At 71.2% G+C, this 23,070-nt stretch carries 20 protein-coding genes; 12 read left to right on the top strand and 8 right to left on the bottom strand.

Translation table 11 applies throughout. From position 1 onward, the window contains the following. Positions 1-91: 91 nt before the first annotated feature. The 7 genes from AB0F98_RS27780 to AB0F98_RS27810 all read left to right on the top strand — a co-directional run bounded on the left by AB0F98_RS27780 (position 92) and on the right by AB0F98_RS27810 (position 7,233). Positions 92-400 carry a YbaB/EbfC family nucleoid-associated protein gene (locus AB0F98_RS27780; RefSeq protein ID WP_217696722.1) on the top strand — a complete coding sequence of 103 codons (309 nt, stop codon included), beginning with the start codon at positions 92-94 and terminating at the stop codon, positions 398-400. Positions 401-407: 7 nt separating this feature from the next. After that, entirely contained in the window at positions 408-1,001 is a 594-nt protein-coding gene (gene recR, locus AB0F98_RS27785; protein WP_076467244.1) for a recombination mediator RecR, read from the top strand. Positions 1,002-1,259: 258 nt separating this feature from the next. Continuing rightward, positions 1,260-2,933, top strand: a complete 1,674-nt coding sequence (locus tag AB0F98_RS27790; RefSeq protein ID WP_357741141.1) for an ABC transporter substrate-binding protein — start codon at positions 1,260-1,262, stop codon at positions 2,931-2,933. 95 nt (positions 2,934-3,028) lie between these two features. After that, positions 3,029-4,036, top strand: coding sequence for an ABC transporter permease (locus AB0F98_RS27795; RefSeq protein ID WP_357741144.1), 1,008 nt, complete (start codon positions 3,029-3,031; stop codon positions 4,034-4,036). Continuing rightward, the gene (locus AB0F98_RS27800) at positions 4,033-5,055 is read left to right on the top strand and encodes an ABC transporter permease (RefSeq protein WP_357741147.1); all 1,023 of its coding nucleotides are present in this window, start codon (positions 4,033-4,035) and stop codon (positions 5,053-5,055) included. Before AB0F98_RS27795 ends, AB0F98_RS27800 begins: the two co-directional genes overlap by 4 nt. A gap of 97 nt (positions 5,056-5,152) precedes the next feature. Further along, positions 5,153-6,139, top strand: coding sequence for an ABC transporter ATP-binding protein (locus AB0F98_RS27805; protein ID WP_357741149.1), 987 nt, complete (start codon positions 5,153-5,155; stop codon positions 6,137-6,139). Beyond that, the gene (locus AB0F98_RS27810; RefSeq protein WP_357741152.1) at positions 6,136-7,233 is read left to right on the top strand and encodes an ABC transporter ATP-binding protein; all 1,098 of its coding nucleotides are present in this window, start codon (positions 6,136-6,138) and stop codon (positions 7,231-7,233) included. Before AB0F98_RS27805 ends, AB0F98_RS27810 begins: the two co-directional genes overlap by 4 nt. 141 nt (positions 7,234-7,374) lie before the next feature. On the opposite strand, the gene AB0F98_RS27815 is transcribed toward AB0F98_RS27810, so the two are convergent. Together AB0F98_RS27815 and AB0F98_RS27820 are read right to left on the bottom strand one after the other, a co-directional pair. Then, positions 7,375-7,803, bottom strand: coding sequence for a hypothetical protein (locus tag AB0F98_RS27815; protein ID WP_357741315.1), 429 nt, complete (start codon positions 7,801-7,803; stop codon positions 7,375-7,377). Positions 7,804-7,844: 41 nt separating this feature from the next. After that, on the bottom strand, positions 7,845-8,486 hold the full coding sequence (locus AB0F98_RS27820; RefSeq protein ID WP_357741155.1) for an HNH endonuclease family protein: 642 nt from the start codon (positions 8,484-8,486) through the stop codon (positions 7,845-7,847). Between the two features lie 135 nt (positions 8,487-8,621). On the opposite strand from AB0F98_RS27820, the gene AB0F98_RS27825 reads away from it, so the two are divergent. Continuing rightward, a complete protein-coding gene (locus AB0F98_RS27825) occupies positions 8,622-10,088 on the top strand; it encodes an MFS transporter (RefSeq protein WP_357741158.1) in 1,467 nt (488 codons plus the stop codon). Between the two features lie 68 nt (positions 10,089-10,156). Here AB0F98_RS27825 and leuA read toward each other — a convergent pair whose 3' ends face one another. Both leuA and AB0F98_RS27835 read right to left on the bottom strand, forming a co-directional pair. Beyond that, entirely contained in the window at positions 10,157-11,908 is a 1,752-nt protein-coding gene (gene leuA / locus AB0F98_RS27830) for a 2-isopropylmalate synthase (protein WP_357741161.1), read from the bottom strand. 236 nt (positions 11,909-12,144) lie between these two features. Beyond that, positions 12,145-13,416 (bottom strand): MFS transporter, encoded by a 1,272-nt coding sequence (locus tag AB0F98_RS27835; protein WP_357741164.1) that lies wholly within the window; start codon positions 13,414-13,416, stop codon positions 12,145-12,147. Positions 13,417-13,497: 81 nt separating this feature from the next. On the opposite strand from AB0F98_RS27835, the gene AB0F98_RS27840 reads away from it, so the two are divergent. Continuing rightward, a complete protein-coding gene (locus AB0F98_RS27840; RefSeq protein WP_357741167.1) occupies positions 13,498-14,496 on the top strand; it encodes an ArsR family transcriptional regulator in 999 nt (332 codons plus the stop codon). On the opposite strand, the gene AB0F98_RS27845 is transcribed toward AB0F98_RS27840, so the two are convergent. Both AB0F98_RS27845 and AB0F98_RS27850 read right to left on the bottom strand, forming a co-directional pair. Beyond that, positions 14,497-15,024, bottom strand: coding sequence for a nitroreductase family protein (locus tag AB0F98_RS27845; protein ID WP_357741169.1), 528 nt, complete (start codon positions 15,022-15,024; stop codon positions 14,497-14,499). It abuts the gene before it with no gap. Between the two features lie 84 nt (positions 15,025-15,108). Then, complete coding sequence (locus AB0F98_RS27850; RefSeq protein ID WP_357741172.1) at positions 15,109-16,002, bottom strand: hypothetical protein; 894 nt, start codon at positions 16,000-16,002, stop codon at positions 15,109-15,111. Positions 16,003-16,342: 340 nt separating this feature from the next. On the opposite strand from AB0F98_RS27850, the gene AB0F98_RS27855 reads away from it, so the two are divergent. Both AB0F98_RS27855 and AB0F98_RS27860 read left to right on the top strand, forming a co-directional pair. After that, on the top strand, positions 16,343-17,608 hold the full coding sequence (locus AB0F98_RS27855) for an aspartate kinase (protein ID WP_076467422.1): 1,266 nt from the start codon (positions 16,343-16,345) through the stop codon (positions 17,606-17,608). Between the two features lie 5 nt (positions 17,609-17,613). After that, entirely contained in the window at positions 17,614-18,675 is a 1,062-nt protein-coding gene (locus AB0F98_RS27860; RefSeq protein WP_357741176.1) for an aspartate-semialdehyde dehydrogenase, read from the top strand. Between the two features lie 96 nt (positions 18,676-18,771). Here the strand turns inward: AB0F98_RS27860 and AB0F98_RS27865 are convergent, their stop codons facing one another. After that, positions 18,772-20,193 (bottom strand): diguanylate cyclase, encoded by a 1,422-nt coding sequence (locus AB0F98_RS27865; RefSeq protein WP_357741179.1) that lies wholly within the window; start codon positions 20,191-20,193, stop codon positions 18,772-18,774. A 469-nt stretch (positions 20,194-20,662) separates the two neighbouring features. Between AB0F98_RS27865 and AB0F98_RS27870 the strand changes: the two genes are divergently transcribed. Beyond that, positions 20,663-21,442 (top strand): phosphodiesterase, encoded by a 780-nt coding sequence (locus AB0F98_RS27870; RefSeq protein ID WP_357741182.1) that lies wholly within the window; start codon positions 20,663-20,665, stop codon positions 21,440-21,442. Positions 21,443-21,691: 249 nt separating this feature from the next. On the opposite strand, the gene AB0F98_RS27875 is transcribed toward AB0F98_RS27870, so the two are convergent. Continuing rightward, complete coding sequence (locus AB0F98_RS27875; RefSeq protein ID WP_357741185.1) at positions 21,692-22,975, bottom strand: MFS transporter; 1,284 nt, start codon at positions 22,973-22,975, stop codon at positions 21,692-21,694. Positions 22,976-23,070 lie beyond the last annotated feature (95 nt).

Here is a 23,070-nt window from a genome sequence, read left to right on the forward strand (position 1 = left end):
CGGCTCGGTCGGACCCAGCGGATAGGCTGAGCGACGGCCCAGCAGACGAGTGCGAGAAGGAGCCATCGTGCGCCCAGGTGGACAGCCGAACATGCAGCAGATGCTGAAGCAGGCGCAGAAGATGCAGCAGCAGATCGCCAAGGCGCAGGCCGAACTGGCCGAGGCCGAGCTGACCGGGACCGCCGGGGGCGGCCTGGTCACGGTGACCGTCGTCGGCACCGGCGAGGTCAAGAGCGTCAAGATCGACCCGAAGGCGGTCGACCCGGAGGACGTGGAGACCCTGGAGGACCTGGTCGTCGCGGCCCTGCACAACGCCGCAGAGGCGGCCCGGGAGCTGACCGAGCGCAAGATGGGCCCGGTCACCGGTGGCATGGGCGGCCTCGGCCTGCCGGGTTTCTGAGCCGCAGATGTATGAAGGCGCCATCCAGGACCTGATCGACGAGCTGGGGCGGCTGCCGGGCGTGGGCCCGAAGAGCGCCCAGCGGATCGCTTTCCACGTCCTCTCCGCCGACCCGGCCGACGTCAACCGGCTGGCCGGCGCCCTGCGAAAGGTCAAGGAGCTGGTGCGGTTCTGCACCAGCTGCTACAACGTCGCCGAGTCCGAGCAGTGCCGGATCTGTCGCGACCCGCGCCGCGCCGACGAGGTGATCTGCGTGGTCGAGGAGCCGAAGGACGTGGTGGCGATCGAGCGGACCGGTGAGTTCCGCGGTCGCTACCACGTGCTCGGTGGAGCGATCAATCCGTTGGAGGGGATCGGGCCGGACAACCTGCGTATCCGCGAGCTGATGACCCGGCTCGGCGGTGGCGCCGTCCGCGAGCTGATCCTCGCCACCGACCCGAACACCGAGGGCGAGGCGACCGCCACCTACCTCGCGTTGATGGTCAAGCCGATGGGGATCGCGGTCACCCGGCTCGCGAGCGGTCTGCCGGTCGGTGGTGACCTCGAGTACGCCGACGAGATCACGCTCGGCCGCGCCTTCGAGGGGCGCCGGGCCGTCTGAGCCGCAACTCAGGGTGCGGCAAGCCCGGTACCGCTCTGATCGGGTGTGGTCGATGGCACCCAGGCACCCGACAAATCGCCTATTTCCGTCGTCATCATGTGTCGCCTTCGGCCTCTGGTGGGCCTTCGGGTGTCAGAAGGTGTCGGCTTGATAGCGATTACCTCGCGGGCGTTCCGCTTCCTGTGTGACCTGTCATAGCCTCCCGCACACGGACCGAGCCACGACTTCGTGTGGTCAGGCGCATGACAGAGGTGAGAGATGCAGGGGAGAAGGCTTAGAACGGCCGTCGCGATCGCGGCCGTCACCGCCCTGGCGGTAGGTGCCGCCGGCTGCGCGGAAAGCGAGCGTGACGGCGACAGCGGCGAGGCCAAGACCGGCGGCACCTTCATCTTCGCGGGTGCCGGTGACCCGAAGAACTTCGATCCGATCTTCAACGACGACGGTGAGTCGTTCCGGCCGATCCGGCAGATGTTCGACACCCTGGTCACGCACAAGCCAGGCACCGCGGAGCTGACGGGCGGCCTGGCCGAGAGCTGGGAGCACGACGAGTCCGGCAAGGTCTGGACCTTCAAGCTGCGCCAGGGCGTGAAGTTCCACGATGGAACGCCGTTCAACGCCGCTGCGGTCTGCTACAACTTCGACCGCTGGTACAACATGAAGGGCGCGGCGGCCCAGGCGAACATGATCTACTACATGGACACCTTCGGCGGGTTCGCCAAGAACGAGGCCGAGGGTGCCGGTGAGTCGGTCTACAACAAGTGCGAGGCCAAGGACGACGGCACCGCCGTCCTGACCTTGAACAAGTACAAGGGCGCCTTCCCCGGTGCCTTCGCGCTGACCTCGCTGTCGATCGCCAGCCCCGAGGCGCTCAAGAAGTACGACGCCGACACGGTCACGCAGAACGGTGACTCGTTCGCGTACAGCGCGTTCGCCAACGAGCACCCGGTCGGCACCGGTCCGTTCACCTTCGGTGGTTGGGACAAGGCCAAGGGTGAGATCACCCTGAACCGGAACCCGGACTACTGGGGCGACAAGGCCAAGGTCGACAAGCTGATCATCAAGATCATCAAGGACGAGAACACCCGTAAGCAGGAGCTGCGGGCCGGCACCGTCCACGGCATCGACTTCCCCGCCCCGGCCGACCGCAAGGCGCTCGCCGACGAGGGCTTCCAGGTCATCGACCGCCCGGCCTTCAACATCCTCTACCTGGGTATCAACCAGAAGAACCCGAAGCTGAAGGACCTGCGGGTGCGTCAGGCCATCGCCTACGCGCTCAACCGCCAGCAGCTGGTGCAGACCAAGGGCCCGGGTGGCGCGAAGGTCGCCGACGAGCTCATGCCGGACACCGTGCTCGGCTACGCCCCGGACGTGCAGAAGTACGAGTACAACCCGGAGAAGGCCAAGCAGCTGCTCAAGGAAGCCGGCGCCGAGAACCTGACGCTGAACTTCTACTACCCGCCGGACGTCACCCGGCCGTACATGCCGAACCCGCAGGAGATCTTCACCATCCTGGCCAACGACCTGCAGGCCGTCGGCATCAAGGTCAACGGTGTGCCGCGTCCGTGGAACGGTGGCTTCAAGGACGACGTGCAGACGTTCGGCAAGCACGACCTGCACATCCTCGGCTGGACCGGTGACTACAACGACCCGGGCAACTTCGTCGGGACGTTCTTCGGCCGGGCCAAGGCCGAGTTCGGCGACCAGGCGATGACCGACATGTTCGACGCCATCACCAAGGCCGACGGCACCGTCGACGAGGCGGGCAAGAAGGCGGCCTGGGAGCAGGTCAACCGGGACCTCGCCAGCAAGTGGCTGCCGGCCGTTCCGGTCTGGCACGCCCCGCCGGCCATCGTCGTCACCAAGGACGTCGATGGCCTGGTGGCGAGCCCGCTGACCGACGAGCGGTTCAACACCGTCAGCGTCAAGCAGTGACGCCGATCGGCTGACGCCGTAGCGGAATCGGCCCGGGTTGGGGGTTTCCCCGCCCGGGCCGATTCCGCGACCATCGAGAGTCTGGTGTGTGAGAGATGTTGCGAGTCATAGTCCGCCGCCTGCTACAGCTGGTGGTGACGCTGATAGCGCTGTCGGCGCTGATCTTCATCTGGTTGCGGAACCTGCCCGGCGGCCCGGTCGACGCGCTGCTCGGTGAGCGGGCCACCCCCGAGACCCGCGCCCTGCTGACCAAGGCGCTCGGCTACGACCAGCCGATCCACGTGCAGTACGGCAAGTTCATGCAGCGGATCCTGACCGGGGACTTCGGCAACTCGATCCGCACCGGCGATCCCGTCATCGAGGTGATCGGCCGGGCCTTCCCGGCCACCGTCGAGCTGGCCCTGGCCGCGATGATCGTCGCGGTCGGTCTCGGTATCCCGCTCGGCTACCTCGCCGCCCGCTGGCGTGGTCGGGCCCTCGACCACCTGACCGTGGTCGGTACGCTGCTCGGCATCTCGATCCCGATCTTCTTCCTGGGCTACCTGCTCAAGGACGTCTTCACCCAGAACATCCACTGGTTCCCGCCGTCCGGTCGGGTCGGCATCGGGTTGGACAACACCAACATCACCGGCTTCTTCGTCCTCGACAGCCTGCTCACGCGGGAGTTCGACGCCACAGCGGACGCGCTCTGGCACCTGATCCTGCCGGCGGTCACGCTCGCCACCATCCCGCTGGCGGTCATCGTCCGGATGACCCGGGCGAGCGTGCTCGACGTGCTCAACGAGGACTACGTCCGCACCGCCGAGGCCAAGGGTCTGCGGCACCGCACCATCCGGGGGCGACACATCCTGCGCAACGCACTGCTACCGGTGGTCACGACCATCGGCCTGCAGACCGGCGCGCTGCTCTCCGGCGCGGTACTCACCGAGAAGGTCTACAACTGGGGCGGCCTCGGCACCCTGATCACCGACTCGATCACCGGCAGCCGCGACTACCCCGTCCTCCAGGCGCTGATCCTGCTGGCCGCATTGGTCTTCGTGGTGGTCAACCTGCTGGTCGACCTCTCCTACGCCTTCATCGACCCGAGGGTGCGTGTGCGATGACCGAACCAACCACGCAGGCAGGTACCCCGGCCCCCCGGCGCAAGGACGAGCGCCCGGGCCGCGCGGGCGGCGCGAGCCTCAACCGACTCGGTGACCGGAAGAAGGCGCGCCTGGAGGAATTGGCGCAGGCCAGCGCCGGCAAGGGTGGCGTGAGCCTCTTCCGGGACGCGTTGCGCCGGCTCCGGCGCAACCCGGCGGCGATCGTCGGCGCCACCATCATCGCGCTCTTCGTGCTCGTGGCGATCTTCGCGCCGCTGATCGCGCCGCACGATCCGGTGCAGCGCTTCGACGAGTTGACCAGCCGGCTCGCCGCGGACCACATCCCCGGAGCCACCGACGGATTCCCGCTCGGCTCCGACGAGTTGGGCCGGGACCTGCTGTCCCGCCTGATCTACGGCAGCCGGCAGACGCTCTTCGTCGGCGTCCTGGCCACCCTCATCGGGCTCGCCATCGGCGTACTGCTCGGCGCGATCGCCGGCGCCTTCGGTGGCTGGGTGGACAACATCCTCATGCGGGTCACGGACGTGATGCTGGCCCTGCCGGCCCTGCTGCTGGCGATCACCCTGGTCGCGCTGGCGAGCAAGTCCAGCCAGTGGACGGTCATCCTGGCCGTGGCAATCGTCAGCGTGCCGGTCTTCGCCCGGCTGTTGCGCGGCTCCATGCTGGCCCAACGGGAGAGCGACCACGTGCTCGCCGCCCGGGCGCTCGGCGTGAAGGAGCACAACATCGTCCTGCGCCACATGCTCCCCAACGCCATGACGGCGGTGATCGTGCAGGCCACGCTGACGCTCTCCGTCGCGATCATCGAGGCCGCGTCGCTCTCCTTCCTCGGCCTCGGCGATCCCAACCGGGACCGGGCCGAGTGGGGTGCGATGCTCGGCGACGCCGGCGTCCGCTACTTCGAGGTACGCCCCGAGTTGGCCTACTACCCGGCGCTGGCGATCATCGTCGTCGCGCTCGGCTTCACCCTGCTCGGTGAGGCGATGCGTGAGGCCATCGACCCGAAGAACCGGCGGTGACGACGGTGCGAGACGACAGCACGGCCGGCGTGGACCGGCGGCGGCCGGGAGCCCCACGGTCACGAGTGACGGACCAGCACGGTGAGGAAGTGACCCGATGAGCCTGCTCGACGTACGGGATCTGAGCGTCGTGTTCCAGCGGCGTGGCGAACGACCGTTCACGGCGGTCGACAAGGTCAGCTTCACGGTGGAACCGGGGCAGACCGTCGGCCTGGTCGGCGAGTCGGGCTGCGGCAAGAGCGTGACCAGCTTGGCGATCATGGGATTGCTCCCCAAGCGCGGCAACAAGGTCACCGGTGAGGTGCTCTTCGACGGCACCGACCTGCTCAAGCTGCGCCGGGACGACATGCGGGACCGGCGTGGCCGGGACATCGGCATGATCTTCCAGGATCCGCTCTCCTCGCTGAACCCGGTCATCCCGATCGGCGTCCAGGTCGCCGAGGTGCTCGAGCGGCACCAGGGCCGCGACCGCAGGCAGGCGTTGCGGGAGGCCCGCGAGCTGCTGGACGCGGTCGGCATCCCCGACCCGGACCGGCGGCTCAAGGAATACCCGCACCAGATCTCCGGCGGCATGCGGCAGCGGGCGCTGATCGCCATCGCGCTGGCCTGCAAGCCGCGACTGCTGATCGCCGACGAGCCGACCACAGCGCTGGACGTGACCATCCAGGCGCAGATCCTGACGCTGCTCAAGCAGTTGGTCGACGACACCGGGACCGCGCTCATCATGATCACTCACGACCTGGGTGTGGTGGCCGGTCTCTGCGACACCGTCAACGTGCTCTACGGCGGCAAGGTGGTGGAGCGGGCTCGGCGGCACGAACTCTTCGCGCACGCCCGGCATCCGTACACGCACGGGCTGCTCAGCTCCGTACCCCGGCTCGACTCACTGCGGGGCGAGCGCCTGCACGCGATCCGCGGCTCGGTGGCCGACAACATTCCGTGGACGGAGGGCTGTGCCTTCGCGCCGCGCTGCGACAACGTTGTCGACGCCTGCCTCGAAGGAGCGCCCACGCTCGAGCCCACCGCCACCGGCGGCGACCTGCGCTGCAACAACCCTGTCTCCGAGGAGGTGGCGGTACCGTGACCGAGCGGACCGGACCACTGGTCGAACTGCGTGACGTCAAGGTCCATTTCCCGATCAAGAGTGGTGTGCTCTTCGACCGCACCGTCGGCTACGTCTACGCGGTGGACGGCGTCTCGCTGTCCATCAACGCGGGTGAGACGTACGGGCTGGTCGGCGAGTCCGGCTGCGGCAAGTCGACCCTGGGTCGTGGCCTGCTGCGGCTGGTCGAGCCGACCGATGGCGAGGTCGTCTTCGACGGCACGGACGTCCGTGCGCTCAAGGGCGAGAAGATGCGCCGGGCGCGCCGCCGGATGCAGATGATCTTCCAGGATCCGCTGTCCAGCCTGGACCCGCGGCAGTCGGTGGAGTCGCTGCTGCTGGAGGGACTCAAGGCGCACGGACTGGCGGACGACAAGGCGGAGACCAACAAGCGACTGCGCGAGACGCTGGAGGCGGTCGGACTACCCGCCTCGGCGCTCACCAAGTACCCGCACGAGTTCTCCGGCGGCCAGCGTCAGCGGATCGGTATCGCCCGGGCTCTGGTGCTCAACCCGGACCTGATCGTCGCCGACGAGCCGGTCTCCGCGCTCGACGTGTCGATCCAGGCCCAGGTGCTCAACCTGCTGAAGGATCTGCAGGTCGAGCGGGGCCTCACGTATCTGATCATCGCGCACGACCTGGCGGTGGTCCGGCACATCTCGGACACCGTCGGGGTGATGTACCTGGGCGGGCTGGTCGAGGAGGCGTCCAGCGAGGAGCTCTACCGCGAGCCGATGCACCCGTACACCCGGGCGCTGATGTCGGCGGTGCCGGTGCCGGACCCGGTGGTGGAGGACCGGCGCGAGCGGATCCTGCTCGCCGGGGACCTGCCGTCGCCGTCGAACCCGCCGGCGGGCTGCCGGTTCCACACCCGATGCCCGTGGGCCCAGCCGACCCGCTGCGCCGACGAGCGACCGGCGCTGCGCGAGGTGCTCTCCGGCCACCGGGTGGCCTGCCACTACGCGGAGGAGATCGCCGCCGGGGAGATCCGGCCGCACGAGGTCGAGCCGGAAATCGTCCGGCCGACCGAGGGGACCGCCCCGGGCGACCCGGGCGAACTGATCCCGACGATCTGACCGCCCCGCCGGTGGCCCTGTCACCGGCCTCGTACGCCCGCGACCCGTGCTGCCGCGGAGGCTGGAACAGGCCTCCGCGGCAGCGCTCATTCGAGCAGGATGTGCCCGGACGACGCCATGCCGCGACCGCTCTCCCGGCGGTCAGCCTTCCGGGCGGTGGAGCAGGCCGACCGCGATACCGTGCACCGCGTCCAGTCCGGCCGGGTCGGGCAACGCGGCCCGGCCGCCGGTGACCGCGTACCACTCGTCGGCGTCCTTGTACTGCACCGTGAGGGTGACGCGCCCGTCGGCGTAGTCGCTGCGCAGGGTCAGCTCGCCGGTGACCACACCGACCTCGTCGGTCATCACCCCGCCCGGACCGGCGACGATGTCGGTGGTCCGGCTCTGCTGGGCACCCGCCCCGGCGGCGCCTCCGCCCGCCCGGGCGGGCTCGCGCTCGCTCGCGGGGACGCCACTGTCCGCGTCGGCCTGCATTCCGGCGCCGGGCACCGCAGTGGTGGCGGACGGCCCGTCGGCGTTCATGCCGGCACCCGGCGCAGCCCCCGGCGCGGCGTCGCCGTCCACGTTCATGCCGGCCGTGGTCGGTTCCGGCCCGGTAGCCTCTCGCTCGCTCATGCGCAGCCCTCCAGCATGTCCGTCAGGGCGGTCTTCTCGGCGCTGGTCACCGTGAGCCGCCAGTGGTGCTTGACGATCACCCAGGCCTGGGCGTACTGGCACCAGTACGACTGGTTCGCCGGCTTCCACTGGGACGGGTCCTGGTCGCCCTTCGACCGGTTGGAGGATGCGGAGACCGCGAGGAGCTGCGGACGCGTGGTGTCGTTGGCGAAGTCGCCCCGCTGTGTGTCGTTCCACTCGTCCGCGCCCGAACGCCACGCGTTTGCCAGCGGCACCATGTGGTCGATGTCAACGTCGGAGGGATCGGTGAAGGTGCGGCCGTCGTAGGCGCTCTGCCACCGGCCGCCGACCACGTTGCAGCCGGAGAGCTTGATGTTCTCCCCGTCCCGCTTCAGCACCGAGTCGCGTACGTCGCAGTTGGTGCCGGTGTCCCGCCAGTGCGGGAAGCGGGCCCGGCTGTAGCCCTTCATCGAACCGGCGCTGGCCACCGTGAGCTGACCCAGCATCTCCATCGCGTTGCCGCCGGTGCTGCTGGGAGCGGCCTCCGGCTCGTCCAGGGGCATGCAGCCGGACGCGCCGAGCGCCAGCGCCACGGCGAGCGCGGCCACCGCCGCGCGCGGTCCTGATCTGGTACGCACAGACGACACCTCTCCAGCTTGCGGGCTTCCGGCGATCCCGCACAGTACCCAAGCATGGTTTCGGCGTTTCGTGGCGTCTCTCAGATGGCGCGTGGAAGATGGGTACCCGTGCCCCAACCCTCGCCTGCCCTCCGGATGACTACCGCCGCAGGCCGCGGCACGCTGCTCGCCACGGTTCTCGCCTCCGGGATGGTCTTCCTGGACAGCACCGTGGTCAACGTGGCGCTGCCCCGGCTCGGTTCCGAACTGCACGCCACCGTGGCGGACCTCCAGTGGACGGTCAACGGCTACATGCTCATGCTCGCCGCGTTCGTACTGCTCGGCGGGTCGCTCGGCGACCGGTTCGGCCGACGCCGGATCTTCCTGCTCGGGGTGATCTGGTTCACCGCCGCGTCCGTGCTCTGCGGCCTGGCCCAGGGGACGGGCTGGCTGATCGGAGCCCGGTTCCTCCAGGGTGCCGGCGGCGCGCTGCTCACGCCGGGCTCGCTGTCGGTGCTTCAGGCGAGCTTCCATCCGGACGACCGTGGCCGGGCGATCGGTGCCTGGTCCGGGCTCTCCGGCGTCTCCACGGCGCTCGGTCCGTTCATCGGCGGCTGGTTGATCGACGCGTTCTCCTGGCGGTGGATCTTCTTCCTGAACCTTCCGCTCGCGGTCCTGGTGGTGCTCTCCGCGCTGCGTTGGGTGCCGGAGAGCCGGGACGAGGGCGCGTCGCAGGCCCGGGTCGAGGGCGACCGGCGCCGGCGGTTCGACGTCGCCGGCGCCCTGCTCGGTGCGCTGGCCCTGGGCGGTCTCACGTACGCGCTGATCGACGCGACCGGCCGTGGCTTCGGCTCGCCGCCGGTGTGGGGGTCGGCGCTGCTCGGGCTGGTCGCGGGAGTGGCCTTCGTGCTGCTGGAACGGCACCGGGGCGCGGCCGCGATGCTACCCACCGAGCTGTTCGACAGCCGGCTCTTCTCGGTGCTGAACATCTTCACCGTGGCCGTGTACGCCGCGCTCGGCGGCTTCACCTTCTTCTTCTCCGTGTACCTGCAGAACGTGCTCGGCTGGTCGGCGCTCCTCACCGGGGTCGCGCTGCTGCCGTGGACCTTGCTGATGCTGGTGGGTTCGGCCCGGGCGGGGGCACTCTCGGCACGCATCGGGCCCCGGCTGCCGCTGGCCGTGGGCCCGGTGGTGGCCGCCGCCGGGCTGCTGCTGTTGCGCCGGGTCAGCCCCGGCGCGTCCTACTGGGTCGACGTGCTGCCCGGGGTGTTGCTCTTCGGCGTCGGTCTGACCCTGGTCGTGGCGCCACTCACCGCTTCCGTGCTGGCCGCCGCGGCGGATCGGTTCGCCGGGGTGGCCAGCGGGTTCAACAACGCGGCCGCCCGGGCCGGCGGCCTGCTCGCGGTGGCCGCGTTGCCGCTGCTGGTCGGGCTATCCGGCGGCGCCTACCAGCAGCACGGCGCCCTGACCGAGGCGTTCCGCGCCGCGATGCTCTGGTGCGCGGGCCTGCTGCTGGCCGGCGCGCTGATGGCTCTCCTGCTGATCCACCGCCCGCCCCGGGAGGCGCCGCCCTCCCAGCCGTGCCAGACGCTCCCGGTGTCGACCCCACCGCGGGAGCGCTGAGCGGGATTCCTGCCCAACGCCCGCGACCGGGAAAGGGGCCCCCGTTTCGGCGGGGGCCCCTTCCGGTGTCAGCGGCGGGCGCGGTTGACCGCGCTGGTCACCGCCTTGATCGAGGCGGTGACGATGTTCGCGTCGACGCCGACGCCCCACACGTTCCGGCCGTCCACCTCGCACTCCACGTACGCGGCGGCCTGCGCGTCTCCGCCGGAGGAGAGCGCGTGCTCGTGGTAGTCGAGCACCCGTACGCCCACCCCCACCGAGTGGAGTGCGTTGACGTACGCGTCGATCGGGCCGTTGCCGACCGCGGTGAGCGACCGGTGCTCGCCGTCGAGGTCCATCCGTGCCTCGATCTCGACCTTCCCGTCGGCCGTGCCGATCGTGTAGCCGGCCAGCGTGACCGCCGGGTCGGGCTGGTGGTCGACCAGGTAGTTGCGGGCGAAGATGGCCCACATGGCGGCCGGCTCGACCTCTCCGCCGTCGTGATCGGTGACCTGCTGGACCACGCCCGAGAACTCGATCTGGAGCCGGCGCGGCAGGTCGAGCTGGTGCTCGCTCTTCATGATGTACGCGACGCCGCCCTTGCCGGACTGCGAGTTGACCCGGATGACCGCCTCGTAGGTACGGCCCAGGTCCTTCGGGTCGATCGGCAGGTACGGCACCGCCCACGGCTGCTCGTCGACCGGTACCCCGGCCGCGGCGGCGTCCGCCGCGAGCGCGTCGAAACCCTTCTTGATGGCGTCCTGGTGCGAGCCGGAGAACGCGGTGTAGACCAGGTCGCCGGCGTACGGGTGGCGTTCGTGCACCGGGAGCTGGTTGCAGTACTCGACCGTCCGCTTGACCTCGTCGATGTTCGAAAAGTCGATCATCGGGTCGATGCCCTGGGAGAAGAGGTTCAGCCCCAGCGTGACCAGGTCGACGTTGCCGGTGCGTTCACCGTTGCCGAACAGGCAGCCCTCGATCCGGTCGGCGCCGGCCAGCAGGCCGAGTTCGGCGGCGGCCACGCCGGTGCCCCGGTCGTTGTGCGGGTGCAGGCTGAGCACCAGGCTGTCCCGGCGGGGCAGGCGGCGGTGCATCCACTCGATCGAGTCCGCGTACACGTTCGGCGTGGCCATCTCGACGGTGGCCGGCAGGTTGATGATCAGCTTCCGGTCCGGCGTCGGGTCGATCACGTCGATCACCGCCGAGCAGACCTCGAGCGCGTACTCCAGCTCGGTGCCGGTGTACGACTCCGGCGAGTACTCGTAGTGGATGTCCGTGTCCGGGGTGTGGATCTCCGCGTACTTCTGGCACAGGCGGGCCCCGGTGGTGGCGATGTCGGTGATGCCGTCCCGGTCGAGGCCGAAGACCACCCGGCGCTGCAGCGTCGAGGTGGAGTTGTAGAAGTGCACGATGGCCCGCCGGGCGCCGCGCAGCGACTCGAAGGTCCGCTCGATCAGGTGCTCCCGGCACTGGGTCAGCACCTGGATGGTGACGTCCTCCGGGATCAGGTCCTGCTCGATGAGCTGCCGTACGAAGTCGAAGTCGGTCTGGCTCGCCGACGGGAAGCCGACCTCGATCTCCTTGTAGCCCATCTGCACCAGCAGCTGGAACATGCGGCGCTTGCGCTCGGGCGACATCGGGTCGATGAGCGCCTGGTTGCCGTCCCGCAGGTCCACCGCGCACCAGCGCGGCGCCGCGTCCACCTGCCGGGTGGGCCAGGTGCGGTCCGGCAGGTCGACGCGGAACTGCCGCTGGTAGGGCTCGTAACGCTGGAACGGCATGCCGCTGGGGCGCTGCCGGGCGAACGGATCGGTCTCGACGTCGGTGACGGTGTCAGTCATGACGGAGTGGTCTCCTGAACAGGTGGCGTCAGCAATCGGAAGGTGTCGGCTGGTGCCGGGCCACGATGCTCCGGCGGTGCCGATGGGAAGTTCGGATGTGCTGGACGGCGCGAAGCGACTCCGCGACGAGGTGCCGGCCGGTCAGGCCTCGTCGCGGCGGCCAAGGAGAAGAAGCGCCCGCCACATGACCAAGTCACCCTACGTGAGGCAACCGTGGGTGGGAAGGTAGGTCCGGATTATGGGACCGGCGTCATGGCCGGCTCCGGGGCCCGGGAACCCAGCCTCGGCGTCCGTCCCGCCCAGGCCACCGCGGGTACGATCGCCAGCCCGATCAGCACGAAGATCGCCGCCGCCGGGAACCAGCCCCAGCCCCCGGTGGTCACCCCGAGCGCGGTCAACCCCGCCGGAGCGATCAGGTACTGCACCTGCTCGCCGAGCCGCAGCGCCCCCACGTACGCGCCGCGCTGGTCGTCCGGCGGAAGGGTGGCGGTGAGTCCCCAGGTGCCCGCCGACTCGATCAGCTCGGCCAGGATCAGCAGCGTCGCGGCAGCCACCAGCACCACCACGGTGAGCAGCCCCCGGGTGACCCCGGAGATCGGCAGGACCAGACAGAACAGGGCGATCAGCAGACCGCCACGACGGGAGGCCCGCGCCGCGCCCGCGGCGGTGTCGGCACCCCGGCTGACGCGTACCTGGAGCAGCACGATCAGGACCGTGTTGAGCAGCACCAGAGCAGCGATCACCGCCTTCGGGGCGTCGGTGTGGGTGAGGATCCAGAGCGGCATGACCGTCAGGTAGAGCACTCCGTGCGCGGTGAGCAGCCCGGAGAGCAGGGACACCGTCATGAACGGCCGGTCCCGCAGCACGGCGAGCCGACCCATCGGTTCCACCGGCCTGACCACCTGCTGCAGCCGGGGCAGTCGTCGTACGAACAGGGCCGTCACCAGGATCACGGTCGCGATGAACCAGACCATTCCCCGGTACGCCTCGATCGTGTCCACGGCCAGCACCAGACCACTGATCACCGCGCCCAGCCCGAACCCGACGTTCAACGACGAACGCTGGTACGCCATCGCCGTGACCCGTTCGGCCGGGGGGAGCGCGTTGATCGAGTAGACCTGGCGGGCCACGCCGGTCGACGCGTCCACCGCCGCCAGCGCCACCACCACGGCGAGGAAACCGGCGAAGCCGCCCACGAACGGGTACGTCGCGAAGAGCGCCGCGTTCAGCACCAGCCCGATGATCCAGACCCGCTGCGGTCCGTACCGGTCGGTGAGCCCGCCCAGCGGCACCGTGCCGAGCAGCGACACCCCTGCCGCGATGGACAGGCCCAGCCCGACCTGGGCGGCGCTGAGCCCCAGCGCCCGGGTGAAGAAGACGGCGCTGCCGGCGTGGAACAGGCCGCTGCCGACGGCGTAGACCATGGCCTGCACGGCCAGCGCGCGGGTCAAGCCGGCCGGCGGTACGACGTTTGCCACAGCGCTGCGGATGGTGTCTCTGGTCCCCATGGCCGGGAAGTGAACCGGACCCCCACGACATCGGTCGAGCCTTTTAGGCTGGGCCGAATCCTGCTCCCCGGGGGAGGGCGTGTGTCCGAGTTGCGGTTCACTCTCGCCGACGTGGCGGGCGTCCGGCTGGCCGTGTCGCCGGTCAACGAGACGGTCATGAGCATGTGGGCGCTGGCCAGTCCGGTCCGCTACGCGGTGCACCTGCCCTGGATCGACCGGGCCCGGGTGACAGTGCGCCGTCCCGAGGTCGCCGAGCGGGTCCGACCGCTGAGGGCGTTGGCCCGGCGGGGTTGCTGGCTGCCCGACTTCCTCACCCCGGCGGCCCGACCGAACGTGGCGATGGCCGAGCAGCTCGACCAGATCGCGGCGACACCACCGGCCGTGGTGGTCCAGGACCTGCTGGCGACCACCCCGCGCCAGCCGCTGAACGCGTTCGGGCAGGCGCTCCTCGCCGACCCGCGTGGGCTGTTGCCGCAGCTCGTCGACGCGGTGCGGGTCTGGTACGACGAGGCGATCGCGCCGGACTGGCCGCGGATGCGGGCGCTGCTCGACGCCGACGTTGCGTACCGGGCCGCCCAGCTCGCCGAGAACGGTGCCGGCCGGTTCTTCGAGCAGCTCCACCCGAGCCTGCGCTGGCTCGGCGACCGGGTGGTCAGCGACGACCCGTTCGAGCGGGACTTCGACCTCCGCGGTCGCGGACTGGCGCTGAACCCGACGGTGTTCACCGGGCAGCAGGTGCTGTGGAACCTGCTGGAGGATTCGCTGCCGGCCGGTGCGTACCCGGTGCGGGCGGTCGGGACGCTCTGGGAGGCGACCGCGCCGCCGCCCGGCGACTCGCTGGCGCGGGTGGTCGGCCCCGGCCGAGCCGCGCTGCTGCACCTGCTCGAGACGGCGACCACCACCACTGACCTGGCCCGACGTACCGCGATGTCCGTCGGAGGTGTCTCCCAGCACCTCGGCGCGCTGCACGCCGCGGGTCTGGTCTCCCGGTCCCGACAGGGCCGGCACGTCCTCTATCGCAACACCGACGCCGCGAGGGTTCTGCTCCGAGCCAGCCGCGGCGGTGACCCGATCGGGTAGTCAGGCGAGCAGCAGGTCCGCGACGGGGTGGCGGTGCCGCAGGCCGACCTCCCGACGGCGCAGCTCCTCCGGCAGCGTGAACGGGTCACCGATCCGGCCGACGGCCGCGACGACCAGCGGATGGACCCCGCCGGGAAGGTCCAGCTCCAGGGCGAGGCCCGGCCGGTCGAAGCGGGTGAGCTGGTGCACGTGCAGGCCGAGCGCGGTGGCCTGCACGGTGAGGTGGGCGACGGCCTGGCCCAGGTCGTACGCGGCCCGCTCGTCGTCGCCCGTGTGCGCGCCCACCAGCAGCGCGGAGGCGTGCCGAGCCCAGCCCTGGTCGTCGACCGGCAGGCAGGTCAGGATCCGCTTCCACGTCTCGTCCTCCCGGTGGCCGAGCGCGAACCGCCAGGGCTGGCTGTTGCCCGCCGAGGGCGCCCAGCGGGCCGCCTCCAGCAGCGAGGCGGCCTCGTCCGGGCTCAGTTCGGCGTTCGGGTCGAAGGCCCGGGGGCTCCAGCGGAAGGCGAGCAGCGGGGTGAGGTCGGGCATAAGAGGAAGCGTCCCGTATGGCCGATTCGCCCCCTCCGGCCGGGGTGCCAAATGTGGGCAAGAGCACCCGTAACGGTTGGAAGATCACTGCGTTCCGGCACTCGGACTGTCCGACGGATCAGGCGGTGGCGGCGAAGCCGTGCCAAGCGGCTCGCCCTCGACGACCGGCCCGGCCAACTGCACGGTGGCCGGCGCCGGGGCAGGCGGGCCGGCCAGCGTGAGCGTGCCGTACTCGGTCCGGACCGCCGTCGGCGTGCCGTCCTGGTCGTAGCAGTAGATGCCCACGTCCAGCGGGGCGTTCAGCGAGGCCGAGGTGGTCTCCACCGAGTAGCAGCTGCCCGGGACGCCCGGAAGCGGCTGCGCGGGCGAGACCGAGAGCGGAGCGCGCCGATCGGTGAGCACGTCCAGCCAGTCGGTGAACGGATGCTGCACCCGCGGATCCAGTCGGCGTGGAAGCGCGTCGTCGGTGTCGCCGAGGCGTACGCAGCTCGGCGGTTCGGGCCGGGCGGCCGAGGGCAGGGCGCACTGGAAGAGCCCGTCCGCGGTGGCGGCCAAGGAGATGTCCGAGGTGCCGCCGAGCGCGCCACCGGGTACGTCGACTCGCCAGCTGCCGTCGTTCGCGCTGGTCACGACGATCGTCCGGTCCGCCTCGCCACCGCGACCGAACTTGTAATGGGCGGTCAGATGCCGATCCTGCGCCGCCGCGGCGAGCGCGGCCAGTTCGTCCCGCGCGGCGTCCACCGCGACCGGCCCCGGATCGGGCGGCGGGGGAGCGGGCGGCGGGTCGGCGCTGCACGCGACGAGGAGCGCCGGCAGGGCGAGCGCGAAGAGCGCGAGCGGGGCGGACGGTCGGCGGCGACGACGGACGGCCGCGCGCGGGCGGGTCGCTGCCGCCTCGACCGCGGGGGTGTCGGACGAGCGGCGGACGGGTGTGCGCGGGCCGGTCGTACGTCGGATCGGTCGGGAGAGGTCGTACACCGCCTCATTCTCCGGCGCTCGCGCTCGCGGCGCTGGCCTGCTCGGCCCGGCGACCCGGCGTGTCGCGGACGGCGCCCGCCGCCAGGGGTCGGGCCCGTCCGGGTCGGCCACGCCCGGGGTGTCGCGGGTGGCGTCTGGGCGGGGCGTTCCCCGGTGTCCGAATCGACGCTGGTCACGGGCGCTGCCCGGTGGTGCGGGCCGACGCAGCCGGGCCGGATGGTGGGATCACCTGACCCGACGGTCCGGCCGGCCCGATACCCTGGGGAGGTCTGACACGCGCCGCCGGCCCCGTGACCGGCGGCGTCGGCACGCTCAGGGTCACTGGGAGGGAGTGCACTTCGTGGCACTCGTGGTGCAGAAGTACGGCGGGTCCTCCGTCGCCAACGCGGAGCGGATCAAGCGGGTCGCGGAGCGGATCGTCGCCGCACGCAAGGCCGGTGACGATGTCGTGGTGGTGGTCTCCGCGATGGGCGACACCACCGACGAGCTGCTCGACCTGGCCAACCAGGTCAGTCCGCTGCCGCCGGGCCGCGAACTGGACATGCTGCTCACCGCCGGAGAGCGGATCTCCATGGCGCTGCTCGCCATGGCCATCCACAACCTGGGGTACGAAGCCCGTTCGTTCACCGGCTCCCAGGCCGGTGTGATCACCACCTCGGTGCACGGCAAGGCGCGGATCATCGACGTCACCCCGGGTCGCCTCAAGGGCGCACTCGACGAGGGCTCGGTGGTGATCGTCGCCGGCTTCCAGGGGGTCTCCCAGGACACCAAGGACGTCACGACGCTGGGTCGGGGTGGCTCGGACACCACCGCGGTGGCGCTGGCAGCCGCGTTGCACGCCGATGTCTGCGAGATCTACACGGACGTGGACGGCATCTTCAGCGCCGATCCGCGGATCGTGCCCAACGCGCGGCACATCAAGCAGATCACCTACGAGGAGATGCTGGAACTGGCCGCCTGCGGCGCCAAGGTGCTGCACCTGCGCAGTGTGGAGTACGCCCGCCGGGCGGGGTTGCCGATCCACGTCCGTTCGTCATACTCGACCAACACCGGCACGATGGTCACCGGATCGATGGAGGACCTTCCTGTGGAGCAAGCACTGATCACCGGGGTCGCCCACGACCGCAGCGAGGCGAAGATCACGATCGTCGGCGTGCCGGACGAGCCGGGTGCCGCCGCGCGCATCTTCGACACCGCGGCCGGCGCCGAGATCAACATCGACATGATCGTGCAGAACGTCTCCACCGAGGGCACCGGGCGCACCGACATCTCCTTCACGCTGCCGAAGACCGACGGTCCGACGGCGATGGCCGCGCTCAGCAAGATCCAGGAGTCGGTCAAGTTCAAGGGCCTGCTCTACGACGACCACGTCGGCAAGGTCTCGCTCATCGGCGCCGGGATGCGCTCCCACCCGGGTGTGGCGGCCGGCTTCTTCGCCGCCCTCGGCGCCGCCGGCGTCAACATCGAGATGATCTCGACGTCGGAGATCCGGGTCTCCGTGGTCTGCCGGGACACCGACCTCGACGCGGCGGTCCGCGCGATCCACGACGCCTTCGACCTCGGCGGCGACACCGAGGCCGTGGTCTACGCGGGCACCGGGCGGTAGGGCCGATGGGCGACCTGCCCACCCTCGCCGTCGTCGGGGCGACCGGTGCCGTCGGCACCGTCATGTGCGAGCTGCTCACCGGCCGTCGCAACGTCTGGGGCGAGATCCGGCTGCTCGCCTCCGAGCGATCCGTCGGGCGGCAGGTCCGCTGCCGGGGCGAGGAACTGACGGTCCAGGCCCTCACCCCGGAGGCGTTCGACGGCGTCGACGTCGCGATGTTCGACGTACCGGACGAGGTCTCGGCGCAGTGGGCGTCGGTCGCGGTCGACCATGGCGCGGTCGTGGTGGACAACTCCGGGGCCTTCCGGATGGACCGCGACGTGCCGCTGGTGGTCCCCGAAATCAACCCCGAGCAGGTACGCAACCGGCCCAAGGGCATCATCGCCAACGCCAACTGCACGACGCTCGCGATGATCGTCGCGGTCGCCCCGCTGCATCGCGAGTACGGCCTGCGTGAGCTGGTGCTCTCCTCGTACCAGGCGGTCTCCGGCGCCGGTCAGGCCGGCGTGGACGCCCTGCACGCCCAGCTCGGCAAGATCGCCGGTGACCGGGTGCTCGGTTCGCGGCCGGGTGACGTCCGGCAGGCGGTCGGCGACGAGCTCGGCCCGTTCCCGGCCCCGCTCGCGCTGAACGTGGTCCCCTGGGCCGGCTCGCCCGCCGACGGCGGCTGGTCGTCCGAGGAGATGAAGGTCCGCAACGAGTCGCGCAAGATCCTCGGCCTGCCCGACCTGAAGGTCTCCGCCACCTGCGTACGGGTGCCCGTGGTGACCGGCCACTCGGTCGCCGTGCACGCGGTCTTCGCCACCGAGGTGGACGCCGAGGGAGCCCGTGAGGTGCTGCGGAACGCCCCCGGTGTGATCCTGGTCGACGACCCGGCCGCCGGCGAGTTCCCGATGCCGATCGACGCGGTCGGCACCGACCCGTCCTGGGTCGGCCGGATCCGCCGGGCCTTGGACGATCCGCGCGCCCTGGACCTCTTCATCACCGGCGACAACCTCCGCAAGGGCGCGGCACTGAACACCGCCCAGATCGCCGAACTCCTGGCCACCGAGCTGACCCACTCCTGAGCGTGCCGCTCGACCGGCTGCCGCGCGCAAACCCGTCGCCGGACTCCCGGGAAGCCGCCGGAGGAGGCGAACGTGGCCGCGCGGTTCCGGGGTGGGTCAGGCCGGGGCCAGGCGTACGCCGTCGCGGCCCTGCCGCTTGACCGCGTAGAGAGCCTGGTCGGCGCGGCGAAGGGTGAGTTCGGCGGACTCGCCCGGGCGTGGCAGCGCCACCCCGACGCTGATCGTGCGGCCGGTGCAGCGGGCCGCCTCGGTCAGCCGCTCGGCGATCCGGACCGCCTCCTCCGGACGGTTCACCTCGATCACCGCGACGAACTCGTCGCCACCGATGCGGTACAGCTCGTCGCCGTGCCGCAGCGCGCTCTCCAGCGCCCGGGCCAGGCCGATCAGCAGCCGGTCGCCGGCCTGGTGCCCGTACGTGTCGTTGACCGTCTTGAAGCCGTCCACGTCGATCGCCAGCAGCGCCGTACGCCCCGGGGTGGCCGCCGCGATCCGCTTGCCGAACGGACCGGTGTGCCGCAGCCCGGTGAGCGGATCGGAACTGGCCTGCTCGCGCAGCCGGTTGAGGGTGCGGAGCCGGTCCAGGCTGTTCCAGGCCTGACCGGCGAGCAGTTCCATCAGGCTGACCGTGGTGGGGTCGGGGCGGAGCAGGCGCTCGTCGGCGACGAGCAGCACGCCCCCGCCGTCGGGCGGGCCGAGCGGGACCGCCACCAGCGTGCGTACCCCCGCGCGGGAAAGCGGAACGTACTCCTCCGTCGGCGGCTGCCCGGCCTCGCCGAGCGTGTAGCCGGCCCCGTACCGGTGAACCCGATCGACGATGCGGTCGAGCGCCGCCGGCCCGGCCTCGGTCAGTTCGGCGCGGATCCGGTCCTCCAACTCACCCGGGGTGCGCGGTGGCCGGCAGAGCCGGGACGTCTCGGTACCGTCCAGCAGCAGCACCGCGGCGGAGAGCGCGGAGACGTCACGGGCGGCGCAGATCGCCGAGGTGATCAGATCGCAGTCCGTCGTCGCGGCGGAGAGCGCGGCGGCGTGCCGGAGCAGTTTTTCGCTACGGCTCTCGGGCGGTGGTCCGCCGAGCGCCAGGATCCGGGCGCCGAGGCGGGAGGCCAGCCGCTCGGCGGTGACTCGCCAGGGTGCCAGGTCGACCGGTGCGCTCCACTGCAGGTCCAGTGCGCCGACGGCCCGCCCGGCCGGGTCGACGACCGGTACGCAGATCTCGGCGGTCACGTCCGGTCGGATCGGCAGATGGTCGGGGTCGGCGGCGACGTCGGGCACGACGGCGGTCTCGCCGGTGGCGTACACCCGGCCGACGATGCCGGTCTTCGGCGGCACGGTCGAGAAGATCTGCCAGGCGCCGGTGGCCGCGACGCAGCGCAACCGGCCCTGGACCTGGAGCAGCAAGGAGATGGCCGCCGGGGTGTGCCCGGCGAGCGCGGTGACGAAGCGCTGGCAGGCGTCGAGGGCGCTTGTGGCCGCGGGAAGGTCGGCCGTGACGTCACGGATGATCCGCTGGTGATCCACTCGCTCGTCGTTCCAGGTAGGGGTGGGGTCGGCCGGTGCCGAACCTGCGACCAAGCGTACTCATGACGTGACCAGCGCCGCCCCGATCAAGATCGCGCACGCCCTTCGTACACATGTGCTATCCACAGGCTGTGGACGGCGTCGGTGGATAGCGCGGCGCAGTGGGGGAGGGCGCCGGTGGATAGTGCGGCGCCAGTGGGGCGACGGGCGTCGGTGGATAGTGCGGCGCAGCCGGGCGACAGCACCGGTGGATGCGTGGCACCAGTGGGGCGACGGCGCCGGTCAGCCCTGCGGCGCGCTCGCCGGAGTTCGTCCGGTGCTGACAGGGTGTCGGGCGCGAGCTCGTCCGAGCCGTCCCGGCCGCTTGCGGCCGCCGGGACCGGGACCGGGACAACAGTGGCTGTCCGTCGCACCCACCGGCGGGCGGCCACGGCGGTAGCGTGAAGACCTCGTCCGCGAGGAGGCGCGCATGCTGATCGCCCAGCTCAGTGATCCGCACCTGACCACCGGTCCGCTCGCCGCCGACCCGGCCACCGGGCTGCACCAAGCGCTCGGCCGGGTACTCGCGCTGCGGCCCCGCCCCGACTGCGTGGTGATCACCGGTGACCTCGTCGACCGCGGACGACCCGACGAGTACCTCACGCTCCGGGAGGTGATCGGCCGATTCCCGCTGCCGGTGCACCTGGCACCGGGCAACCACGACGACCGCGAGTCGCTGCTCGACCAGTTCGGCGGTACGCCGTGGCTGGGCGGTGGGTTCTCCGCGTACTACCACGTCGATCACCCGGCGGCGACCGTCATCGTCCTGGACTCCCTCGTGCCGGGCGCGGACGGCGGGCAGCTCGGCGAGGAGCAGCTGGGTTGGCTCGACGGCGTGCTGGCCGGGCGGCCGGACGTGCCGGCACTGGTCTTCCTGCACCACCCGCCGGTGGTCGTGGGGCTACCAGCCGCCGACGCGATCGGGCTGGCGGACGCCGATGCGCTCGCCGAGGTGGTCGGCCGGCACCGGCACGTGGTCCGGATCGGCGCCGGCCACCTGCACCGCCCGGTCACCGCGGCGTTCGCCGGCACCGTGCTCACCACCGCACCCAGCACCTGGCGGCAGGCGTCGCTCACCATGACCTCGGACGAACCGATCGGCTGGGTCACCGAGCCCACCGGGTTCCTGCTGCACCTGGTGGTCGACCGCAACTGCGTGACGCACACCGTCCAGGTCAGCCACTCCGCCGGGCGGACCTGCGGTTTCTGACCCACGGCCGGCCCCGATCGAACACGTGGGCCGATCCATCCTGCGCCGTCGGCGCTCTCCCGGCCCTGAAGATCACGCTCGAACAGGGAAGTAGTGGTGTGCGGGATCGCACGATGCCACTACTTCGTGGAGCGAGCGCGATCTTCGTGGGCCGGAGGGTGGGCCGACGAGGTGGGCCGGAGGGGTGGGCCGACGGGGTGCGCGGTGCGGGGCGGAGCGGGGTGTGCGGGGCGTGCGCCCCGCACGGGGTCAGGCCGAAGCGGGGGCGGGCTCGGGGACGACCTCGGCGTTCCGCGCACGGCCGTCCTCGGCGGGGCCGAGCAGGCGACGCAGGGAGAGCGCCACCACGGACGCGAGCAGACAACCGCCGACGACGGCCACGACCCACACCTTGCCGTCGGCCGCGCCGATCAACGGGCCGGCCGTCACCGGGCCGATCACCCCGCTGATACCGAAGATCATGGAACTCACCGCGTTGTAGCGGCCGCGAAGCTCGTCGGTGGCGAGCGCGTTGGTCAGCGCCGGCATGACCGGCGAGAGCATCGTCTCGCCGAAGCCGAAGATCGCTGAGCAGGCCACCACGCCGAGCGCGGCGACGAGCGCGTTGCCCGTACCGACCAGGCCGGCGGCACCCAGGACGAGCCAGGCGGTGGCGAACACCGCACCCACCGCCGCGAGCGCGCCGGTGCGGCTCCGCCCCTCCAGCCGCCGGATCACCACCAGCTGTGCGAGCACGATCATCACGGTGTTGGCGGCGAGGGCCCAGGCCACCACCCGGGGGCTCACCTCGACGACCCGGACGGCGTAAGCGGTGAAGCCCACCTCGATCTGCGCGTAGCCACAGGTGGTGAGGATCAGACCGAAGATCACCAGGCGGCGGAACGGACGGTCGCGCAGCACCGTGAGGTAGCCGCCCCCGGACTGCCGGTCGCCCGCCGCAGCCGAGCTGATCCGACGGCCGACGCCGGGCAGGGTGAGCAGGATAAGGGCGGGCATCAGGTAGCTCACCGCGTCCAGCAGGTAGATCATCTGGAAGGTCACCGGGCGGCCGGTGTCGACGATCGCGCCCGAGGTCATGCCGCCGATGCCGATGCCGAGGTTGAGCAGGGCGAAGTTCAGCCCGAAGACGCGCTGCCGCTCGCCGTCGTCGGTCAGTGAGGCGAGGATGGTGTTCTGCCCGGACCAGATGGCCGAACTGCCGATCGCGATCACGGTGACCACCAGGAACGCGGACGCGCTCGAATGGACCAGGGCGAGCGCGCCGGTGCCCACGGCCTCGATCAGCAGACAGGGGAGCACCACCCGGCGAGCACCGAACCGGTCGATCAGGGTGCCGCCGAGCGGCGACAGCACCAGCGTGACCGCGCCGTACCAGCCGATCACCAGGCCGGCGCGGGCATCGGTGAGCCCGCGCACGTCGGTCAGGTAGATGAAGAGGAACGGCAGGGTGAGACCGCGCCCGATCGCCGAGAGCAGGGTGCCGACGAGGATGCGTCGGGCTTCGGGACGGCGGGGCAGGGCGCGACGCAACATGCCCGCATTCTCTGCGTTGGCTGTGACAGTGTGCGACTCGATTTGTCGTCGCCCCGCCCGGCAGAACGCCGATTCGTGACCGAGTCCACCCCCGG

It is taken from the genome of Micromonospora sp. NPDC023737, from assembly GCF_040639715.1.
Classification (GTDB): domain Bacteria; phylum Actinomycetota; class Actinomycetes; order Mycobacteriales; family Micromonosporaceae; genus Micromonospora.

Bases quoted from the DNA above. Each gene is read 5' to 3' on its own strand.
- recR (WP_076467244.1), top strand. From the start codon at position 408: ATGTATGAAGGCGCCATCCAGGACCTGATCGACGAGCTGGGGCGGCTG.
- AB0F98_RS27805 (WP_357741149.1), top strand. From the start codon at position 5,153: ATGAGCCTGCTCGACGTACGGGATCTGAGCGTCGTGTTCCAGCGGCGT.
- AB0F98_RS27870 (WP_357741182.1), top strand. From the start codon at position 20,663: ATGCTGATCGCCCAGCTCAGTGATCCGCACCTGACCACCGGTCCGCTC.
- AB0F98_RS27875 (WP_357741185.1), bottom strand. From the start codon at position 22,975: ATGTTGCGTCGCGCCCTGCCCCGCCGTCCCGAAGCCCGACGCATCCTC.
- AB0F98_RS27815 (WP_357741315.1), bottom strand. From the start codon at position 7,803: ATGAACGTGGACGGCGACGCCGCGCCGGGGGCTGCGCCGGGTGCCGGC.
- leuA (WP_357741161.1), bottom strand. From the start codon at position 11,908: ATGACTGACACCGTCACCGACGTCGAGACCGATCCGTTCGCCCGGCAG.
- AB0F98_RS27825 (WP_357741158.1), top strand. From the start codon at position 8,622: ATGACTACCGCCGCAGGCCGCGGCACGCTGCTCGCCACGGTTCTCGCC.
- AB0F98_RS27780 (WP_217696722.1), top strand. From the start codon at position 92: ATGCAGCAGATGCTGAAGCAGGCGCAGAAGATGCAGCAGCAGATCGCC.
- AB0F98_RS27835 (WP_357741164.1), bottom strand. From the start codon at position 13,416: ATGGGGACCAGAGACACCATCCGCAGCGCTGTGGCAAACGTCGTACCG.
- AB0F98_RS27860 (WP_357741176.1), top strand. From the start codon at position 17,614: ATGGGCGACCTGCCCACCCTCGCCGTCGTCGGGGCGACCGGTGCCGTC.
- AB0F98_RS27795 (WP_357741144.1), top strand. From the start codon at position 3,029: ATGTTGCGAGTCATAGTCCGCCGCCTGCTACAGCTGGTGGTGACGCTG.
- AB0F98_RS27790 (WP_357741141.1), top strand. From the start codon at position 1,260: ATGCAGGGGAGAAGGCTTAGAACGGCCGTCGCGATCGCGGCCGTCACC.
- AB0F98_RS27800 (WP_357741147.1), top strand. From the start codon at position 4,033: ATGACCGAACCAACCACGCAGGCAGGTACCCCGGCCCCCCGGCGCAAG.
- AB0F98_RS27845 (WP_357741169.1), bottom strand. From the start codon at position 15,024: ATGCCCGACCTCACCCCGCTGCTCGCCTTCCGCTGGAGCCCCCGGGCC.